This window comes from Mesorhizobium sp. P2_F8 (genome assembly GCF_056403655.1).
Map to the genome: position 1 here is coordinate 1 of NZ_JBFUFB010000053.1, position 7,062 is coordinate 7,062.

General features: G+C 62.7%; 8 protein-coding genes and 1 pseudogene. 4 read left to right on the plus strand and 5 right to left on the minus strand.

Annotated elements, in window-relative coordinates; all coding sequences use genetic code 11:
• A pseudogene (locus AC1DZP_RS35355) lies at nt 1-263 on the plus strand (ABC transporter permease); the annotation flags it as partial.
• 14 nt (nt 264-277) lie between these two features.
• Nucleotides 278-1,198 (plus strand): phosphorylase family protein, encoded by a 921-nt coding sequence (locus AC1DZP_RS35360; protein WP_457153883.1) that lies wholly within the window; start codon nt 278-280, stop codon nt 1,196-1,198.
• A gap of 186 nt (nt 1,199-1,384) precedes the next feature.
• Here AC1DZP_RS35360 and AC1DZP_RS35365 read toward each other — a convergent pair whose 3' ends face one another.
• From AC1DZP_RS35365 to AC1DZP_RS35385, 5 genes are read right to left on the minus strand one after another with little or no spacing between them, the layout of a single operon-like run.
• Nucleotides 1,385-2,410 carry a 2,5-dihydroxypyridine 5,6-dioxygenase NicX family protein gene (locus AC1DZP_RS35365; protein ID WP_457153884.1) on the minus strand — a complete coding sequence of 342 codons (1,026 nt, stop codon included), beginning with the start codon at nt 2,408-2,410 and terminating at the stop codon, nt 1,385-1,387.
• A 42-nt stretch (nt 2,411-2,452) separates the two neighbouring features.
• Complete coding sequence (locus AC1DZP_RS35370) at nt 2,453-3,157, minus strand: isochorismatase family protein (RefSeq protein WP_457153885.1); 705 nt, start codon at nt 3,155-3,157, stop codon at nt 2,453-2,455.
• An 11-nt stretch (nt 3,158-3,168) separates the two neighbouring features.
• Nucleotides 3,169-3,924, minus strand: a complete 756-nt coding sequence (locus AC1DZP_RS35375; protein ID WP_477308894.1) for a maleate cis-trans isomerase family protein — start codon at nt 3,922-3,924, stop codon at nt 3,169-3,171.
• The gene (locus tag AC1DZP_RS35380; protein WP_457153887.1) at nt 3,921-4,745 is read right to left on the minus strand and encodes an alpha/beta fold hydrolase; all 825 of its coding nucleotides are present in this window, start codon (nt 4,743-4,745) and stop codon (nt 3,921-3,923) included. The genes AC1DZP_RS35375 and AC1DZP_RS35380 overlap by 4 nt, the downstream gene beginning before the upstream one ends.
• On the minus strand, nt 4,742-5,893 hold the full coding sequence (locus AC1DZP_RS35385) for an FAD-dependent monooxygenase (protein ID WP_477308896.1): 1,152 nt from the start codon (nt 5,891-5,893) through the stop codon (nt 4,742-4,744). The genes AC1DZP_RS35380 and AC1DZP_RS35385 overlap by 4 nt, the downstream gene beginning before the upstream one ends.
• Before the next feature lie 425 nt (nt 5,894-6,318).
• Between AC1DZP_RS35385 and AC1DZP_RS35390 the strand changes: the two genes are divergently transcribed.
• The gene (locus AC1DZP_RS35390; RefSeq protein ID WP_457153962.1) at nt 6,319-6,798 is read left to right on the plus strand and encodes a MarR family winged helix-turn-helix transcriptional regulator; all 480 of its coding nucleotides are present in this window, start codon (nt 6,319-6,321) and stop codon (nt 6,796-6,798) included.
• 43 nt (nt 6,799-6,841) lie between these two features.
• Nucleotides 6,842-7,062: (2Fe-2S)-binding protein (locus tag AC1DZP_RS35395; protein ID WP_477308899.1), on the plus strand; the 221-nt coding region annotated here is incomplete at its 3' end.

Genomic DNA, 7,062 nt, shown 5'->3' on the forward strand with positions numbered 1-7,062 from the left:
ACTGGGCGAGAGCCATTGGCGGAATAATTGTCCCGCAACTTCAGATCAGTCTATTGTCGGCTACGCTGATGGCCTTCCTGACTTCGCTGGACGAGTCTGTGATTTCGATCTTCGTCGCCAGCGGTCAAAACAGCACGCTGCCGAAACTCATGTTYATATCTCTGCGCGATCAGATCGACCCGACCATTGCGGCGATCTCGACCTTGTGGACGGCCATCGTCGTGGTCGCCGTCCTGATCGTGAGCCTTCGCCAAAAATCCTGACCGAGACTGGAAACATGCCTGCAAATCATCACGTGGCCGGTGCTCCGGCGGATCAGTCAACGGACATCCCTCAGGTAGGGTTGGCCATCATCACYGGCTCGGCAAACTGGGGGCTTGCCTTCCCGGAAGATGTCGCATTCGAGGGTGTGCGCACCTTGCGGCGCGACATGAGTTTTGAAACGCCTTTCGGTCGTTCTGACAACTGGAAGCTTCTCGAATTCGATGCGTCGATTACCGTCGAGTGCAAAACCAAACATGCCCTGTGCATGTATTCGCACGGCAATCCCCGCGACCATATCGATCATTCCTGTCATCGCCGCGCGTTCTGGGTCTTGATGAAAGCGGGTGTAAGGCAAGTGCTGGCCTGCTCGACTGTTGGCGCCGTCAACAAGGCGATCCAGCCCGGCGACATGGTGGTGAACGCTGATATCATCGAACTGTCGCAGACCCCGTTTTCACTGCTGCCCGGCCGCCAGAGCTTCGACTGCTCGGGCAAGCAGATCGTATGTCCAAGATGTGCGGCATTGTTGGCCGAGACCGCCCGGCGCCATTGGCCAGCCGAATGCCGGGTCCATGGCATCGAGCAGCAGTTGGTCGCTGCCCACTGCTACGGGCCGCGACTGACAACTCCCGCCGAAGCTCTGGCGTATCGAAACATGGGGGCGGACGTGCTCAACCACTCGATCGCTCCAGAGGCGACCTTGTCGCGCGAGATTGGCGCGTGTTTCGTGCCTCTTGCGTTCGTCACGGCGGGCTTCAACGACTATATGGACCGCAATCGCCAGAAATTGCTGCAGGAGGATGTGTTACCGAGCCTCTCCATGACAGCCTCGCGTGTGGCGCTGGAGACCGCGGCACGACTTCCGGCCAATCCGGAATGCTCTTGCCAGAGCTTGAAGTCGCCTCAACCGGCAGAGCGTTCTACTCGGTTCTGAAGCAGCGATGGTGTCTGGATTAGTCACCCACGACGCAGCTCGCATCGAACTGAGAGTTCGCATTTGGACGCCCTTGCTCGCAGCGTCCAGTCCGCTTCCGTCCCCATTTCAGACTACGAGTCATGCTTCACATCGCAAATCGATAAGCCTCAGGCCTTGGTGCCGATCGGGTGCCGGCAGTCTGGTCTATTGGCGGTGCTGCATTTCCCTGATGACGATGTCTCCGTCCACGACGATCGGCTCGTCATCCAGGAAAAGACTGCAGCCACGCATCGGAATGTCGAGGTGGCAGGCGGTGTCGTTGGGACCGCCGAGTTCGTTGTTCGGGCCCGTCGAAAACATTACATTGCCGTAGAAGGAGCGCAGCTCCATGCCCATGCCGCCGGGAAACTGCGTCAGGCCGTGCCACTGCGCCCGGTGGTCGAGCCCCCAGCCGACATGGCTCATGCCCATCCCACGCGGGTCTTTGAACTCCCCCATGTAGGATTTGATCAGCTCGGCCTCAAGCCCGCCGCGGATGTCTTGAACGAAGCCTTTTTCGATCGTGTAGATGACCGGTTCGCGCACGTAGGTGTTGAATGGCAAAAGCACGTCGCCAGGCGCCAGCACGATCTTGCCGTCGACGCCATCATCCGCGCCGCCGGTGAAGACGAAAGCCGCCGGCCAGTGGTCCCAGCGCCCGGGCTGGTCGGTGTAGCCGTATTCGCCAACCGTCGGGTAGACGCCGAGCTTGTAGATCACGTCGGTGCCATGGCGGGAGGTGATGCGCATGGTCTTGGCCTTCGACAGGATCGCCTCGCCGACTTCGACGCGCTCGCGCAATTCCTTGGTGGGCAGAAGTCGGGCAAGCAGGGGCGCTGGTTCGACGGCGGTCAGCACGCGTGCGCCGGCCGCCTGGATTGCCATCTGCTCCGGGCTGAAAAGAAGGAAGATGAGGTCGACGACCATGTCGGCTTGCTTCAGCGCTTCGACCGCTTCCGGGTTGGCCGCCAGCCCGGTTTCGCCAACGGCCCAGGCGCCATTGCCGGGGAGCGGCGCGGGAAGACGCATGTGATACATGCGCGCGCCCAGGCGCTGGCCAGCGGCTAAGAAGGCGTCGGCATAGTCGAGGCGCTCGCCGCCCTGCGACAAAACGATAACCTTCTCGCCCTCGTGCACCCCGCTGAGCGTGAGCTGGTGCAGGCAGATTTCAGTCAGAACGTTGCGATCCATCGAGCGATCTCCTTCGCAATGCGGGCGGCGTTGCGGCCCTGTTCAGCTAGTTTCGGGCATGCATTCTGGTTCGGGCGGCGTGCGTCGGCCGGCGTGTCCGATTTCGCCGAGCGCCTCCTTGAGGCTGACGACGTCGCCATACTTGGCATCGATGTCGAACAGGTTGGCTTCGTGCGGCCCGGCGTGCCGGTCGCCGACGCAATCCCTGATCACGATGGTTCGGAAGCCGTGCTGGACCGCGTCCACGGCGCTTGCCCGGATGCAGCCGCTGGTCGAGCAGCCGGCGAGTATGACCGTGTCGATGCCATCGGCGTGCAGCATCGGCGCGAGGCTGGTGCCGAAGAAGGCGCTGGCATACTGCTTGGTGACGACCAGTTCGCCCGGCAACGGTTCGACGCCGTCGCAGAATTCGGCCAGCGGACTGCCGGGGACCAGAGCCGCCATCACAGGCGCCTTCTTCACCCAGATCCCGCCATCGGCGCAGTTGGGCGCGCGGTAGAGGATGTTGGTGTGGATCACCGGTATGCGGGCCTGGCGCGCTGCGGCCAGTAGCGCGGGCGTGTGTGCGACGGCCTCCACCACGCCCTGCGCGAAGAGCGGTGCGCCGGGGGTCGTGTAGGCCTTCATGAAGTCGATCACCAGCAGCGCCGGCCTGCGCCCGAAGCCGATGCGGTGACCCCAGACGCCGCTGTAGTTGTCGGCTGCCGCCTGTGTAGCGGCGTCTATGGGAATTGCCGGCTGGGTCATGGGCGCGTCCCTCAGTACGCGCCGGAAAGCAGCGCGCCGGCGCCTGGAACGACCGGCTCCAGGCCGAGCGCCTTCAGCAGGCCGTATGTTGTGGCGACCGCCGCCGTCAGCACCGGCTTTCCGGTAAGGGCTTCGACCTTGGCGATGACGGGCAGCGACGGCATCTGCACACAAGCCGACAGCACGACCACGTCGACACCTTCGAGGTTCATGCTGGCAACGATGCCGGGCAGGTTTTCCGGGTCATGCCGCGCCACGTCGAGGTTGTCGGGGATCTCCAGCGCGCGCCAGTCGACGACTTCGAAACCTTCCTCGCGGATGTAGTTTACCACGAGTTCGGTCAGCGGCCGCATATAGGGCGCCACGACGGCAATGCGCCTGGCCTTCAGCACCTTGAGGCCGTCGATCAGGGCGCCAGCGCTGGTGACGACCGGGATGTCCGCACCATTCTCCTGCGTGCGGCCGCGCAGCCGCGCCTCCGACTGCCGGTGATAGCCAAGTCCCATCGCCATGATGGCGACAAGGCAGGCATAGCCCAGCACATCGACGCGGRCATCCGAGAGCTCGGCGGCACAGCGGTCGGACTCGCCGTCCATGGCGGCGAGTTCTTCCTTGCTGACGGTTTTCATGCGCATGCGGCTCGAATGGAAGGTGAAGCGCTCGGGCCGGATGCCTTGGCGCGCCAAAAGCATCGCCGGGATCTCGGTTTCCATCGTTGTGTTGGAACTCGGCACGATCTGGCCGATCCGGAACGGTTTCGTGGTCATGCCGCTTTCTTCGCTGCCAGAGCGGTTCCGAGCAGCCGGTCAGCCGCGGCCAAAAACCCTTCGAGATTGTCCCAGGGGATCATGTGTCCGGCATCGGACACGCGCTCGATGCGGATGCCCGGATTGAGGGACTGAATTTCCGCTTCGTCGGCAGGTTCGATGACGCCGCCGCGCGTCGCCACCATCAGGCCAGCGGCGACGGGAAGACCGGGCAGATCGCGGTGGATGTTGTCGGTATGAAAGCCTTCGAAGGCCGTCACGATGGCGGGCTCAAAGCAGGTGTGCAGCCACTGGGCCCGAAGCGCGAGCTGCTCATGGCTCCAGCTGGGGCAGAAGGTGCGCATAGCTTCGGCGTCCATGCCACTTTCCGCCTGTCGTATCGAATCCACATACCAGGCAAGCTTCGAAGGGTAAGGGCGGCGCCCCGGACCCGAGACGGGCGGGTCGACCAGCAGCAGCCGTGCCATGCCGGCGGGGTTGCGGGTCGCCGCGCGGATCGCGACGCGCGCGCCCATGGAATGGCCGAGCACCGTCACATTGGAAAGGCCGAGCGCCGCGATGAAACCCGAGAGGTCGTCGGCCAGGCTGTCGAGGCCGTAGTCGAGGTTCGGGCCGGATTGCGACAGGCCGCGGCCGCGTACATCGAGGACGTAAACGTCGAATTCGCGGGCGAGCCTTTCGGCGACGAAACCCCAGGTCACGCCCGGGCTGGTGATGCCCGGCACCAGCACAAGCGAAGATCCCGTGCCGAGATAGTGCAAATAGTGTTGGCGGATGCCGTTGGCGGCGACATTGGCGCCTGTAACCGCTGCCGCTTTCATTGCGCCGCCTCCCTGCTCTGCAGCGGCGCCTGATAGACGTCGTAGCCGAACACCCAGGCCGGGTCTTCCTGGTTGCGCAGCCAGGTGTTGGCATTGGATACCGCCTGCACGCGCGAGGCACGATCCCTGCGGTTTGCTTCGTAGAGGGCGAAGGCCGATGCGTAATCGCTGCCCCCGGTTTCGCCGAGACAACGCGCCAGCATGGCCGCGTCTTCGATAGCCATGGCCGCGCCCTGCGCCATATGTGGCTTCATCGGATGGCAGGCATCGCCGAGCAGCACCATCCGCCCCTCACTCCACACCGGCAGCGGTTTGCGATTGAGCAGCGGCCATTTGGTCACCTCGTCGCTGGCGTCGATCAGCGAGTCCACCACCGGATGGCAACCGGCAAAAGCTTGCCGCATTTCTTCGCGGCTAGACGGCACGAAGGCGCCATCGAAGTCCCAGGCCGGATGCGGCACGCCGGTGACATAGTAATACTCACTGCGGTCCGCGGTGGTGTGGTAGACCATCATGTGGCGGTCTTCGAACCACCATTTCACGCAATCTTCGAAGTCGAGGCCGTAGCGGCTCAGCTTGTCGAACGAAATCACCGCTCGGTGGGCGACCCAGCCGCTGTAGTTCGGCTTCTCCTCGCCGAGCAGAGCTTCACGGACCTTCGAATTGATGCCGTCGGCGCCGATAACGATGTCGGCCGTGACTCGAGTGCCGTCGGCGAAGCTGAGCTCGACGCCGGCGCCATTGTCCGTTACTGCGTCCAGCCGCTTGCCGAAGTGTAGGTTTTCCGGCCGCAGCAGCGAGACTTGAAGCGCGGCCAGATCACCGCGATGGACGGTCACATAAGGAGCGCCATACTCCTTCTCGGCGAACCCGCCGAGCCGGATCCGGGAAAGATAGTCGCCAGAGCGCCCGTCACGGCTGAACCAGAAATCGGGCTTGGAACCCATGGCGACGACAGCGTCTTCCATCCCGAGTTGGCGGAACACCTTCATGACGTTCGGGCCCATGTGGATACCGGCACCGATGCGCGCAAAGGCCGGTGCCTGTTCGAAGACGTCGACATGAAGGCCGGCCTGCTGAAGAAGTGCCGCCGCCGCAGCCCCTCCAAGCCCGGCACCTATGACCGCGATCTGCGTCTTTGTTGGCATGGACCTGATTACCTCCCGATGGGTTTCGATAGCCAGTTGGTATTTTATAGAGTATACACTCTAAATGTCAACAGCTATAGCCATGCCGGCAAATCGCCAGTTTGCGTTCGCTTCGGCCCGTTAGCGCGCAATTTTGCTAGTTTCGGGGTGAGGCGAGCTAGGCTTTGACATGGCCCGGGGAAACAGATATTGCAGAGTGTACACTCTTTTTTTTGGTGAACCATTCATGTGTTCGAATGCGCGCTGCGCCACGCCGCCAAGGGCGAGAAAGGGCCGGTTTCAGACCGCCTTCTGGGGATATCAATCGCAGCCAGTGGCCTGGCGTCAGAAAAGCAGGTCCGAAAGCCAGGGACGCTATCTTGCCTTGCGCGATGCCAACGCTTTATGCATGCCTCGGACATCAATGTTCCGCGTTGGGAAGCAAGATGCCGGGGCGCCAGTCGGACGAAGAGGATCGCATGGAAGGCGCGGATCGCTATGTCTTCTCGGACCAGGTCGGCTACTTGCTCCGGCGCGCCTATCAGCGCCATCTCGCCATCTTCCAGGCGAATGCCGGCGACCCGCAACTAACAGCAGTTCAATTCTCAACACTCTGCGCGCTGAAGGACAGCGGACCCCAGTCGCAGAGCGAACTCGTCAAGGCAACAAGTGTCGACCAGGGCACGATCCGCGGAATCATCGACAGGTTGAAGTATCGCGGCCTGATCGCATTTTCGAAGGATACCTCGGATGCTCGCAAGGTGATCGTATCCATCACCGCGGCCGGCCTGCAATTGCTGGAGCGCACGGTGCCGCATGCGCTGGAGATCACCGAGCTGACCATGAAGCACCTCAACCCGGCCGAGCGCATGGCGCTTCTCCACACGCTACGTCTATTGGGAGAGGACATCGACACGAACGAGTGAAGCATACCGATCTTCCGGCATTGCGAGTTCTGCGGAGGCTGGAGTGGATACTTTGATTGCGCTCCGCGTGAATGGGCTGGATGTTGACCTCTCCCTCCCGTCAACAACGCCCCTTCTTCACGTGCTACGCAATGACCTCGGCCTGAACGGTCCGAAGTATGGCTGCGGCCTGGCCGAATGCGGAGCCTGCGCCGTCCTCGTCGGTGATACCGCGGTCCGGTCGTGCGCGGTTCCCATCGGCGCGATCGTCGGTCGACCGGTCAC

What these genes read in the sequence shown, in the direction of transcription:
- AC1DZP_RS35385 (WP_477308896.1), bottom strand. Translation starts at nt 5,893, where the DNA reads ATGCCAACAAAGACGCAGATCGCGGTCATAGGTGCCGGGCTTGGAGGG.
- AC1DZP_RS35365 (WP_457153884.1), bottom strand. Translation starts at nt 2,410, where the DNA reads ATGGATCGCAACGTTCTGACTGAAATCTGCCTGCACCAGCTCACGCTC.
- AC1DZP_RS35380 (WP_457153887.1), bottom strand. Translation starts at nt 4,745, where the DNA reads ATGAAAGCGGCAGCGGTTACAGGCGCCAATGTCGCCGCCAACGGCATC.
- AC1DZP_RS35390 (WP_457153962.1), top strand. Translation starts at nt 6,319, where the DNA reads ATGCCGGGGCGCCAGTCGGACGAAGAGGATCGCATGGAAGGCGCGGAT.
- AC1DZP_RS35370 (WP_457153885.1), bottom strand. Translation starts at nt 3,157, where the DNA reads ATGACCCAGCCGGCAATTCCCATAGACGCCGCTACACAGGCGGCAGCC.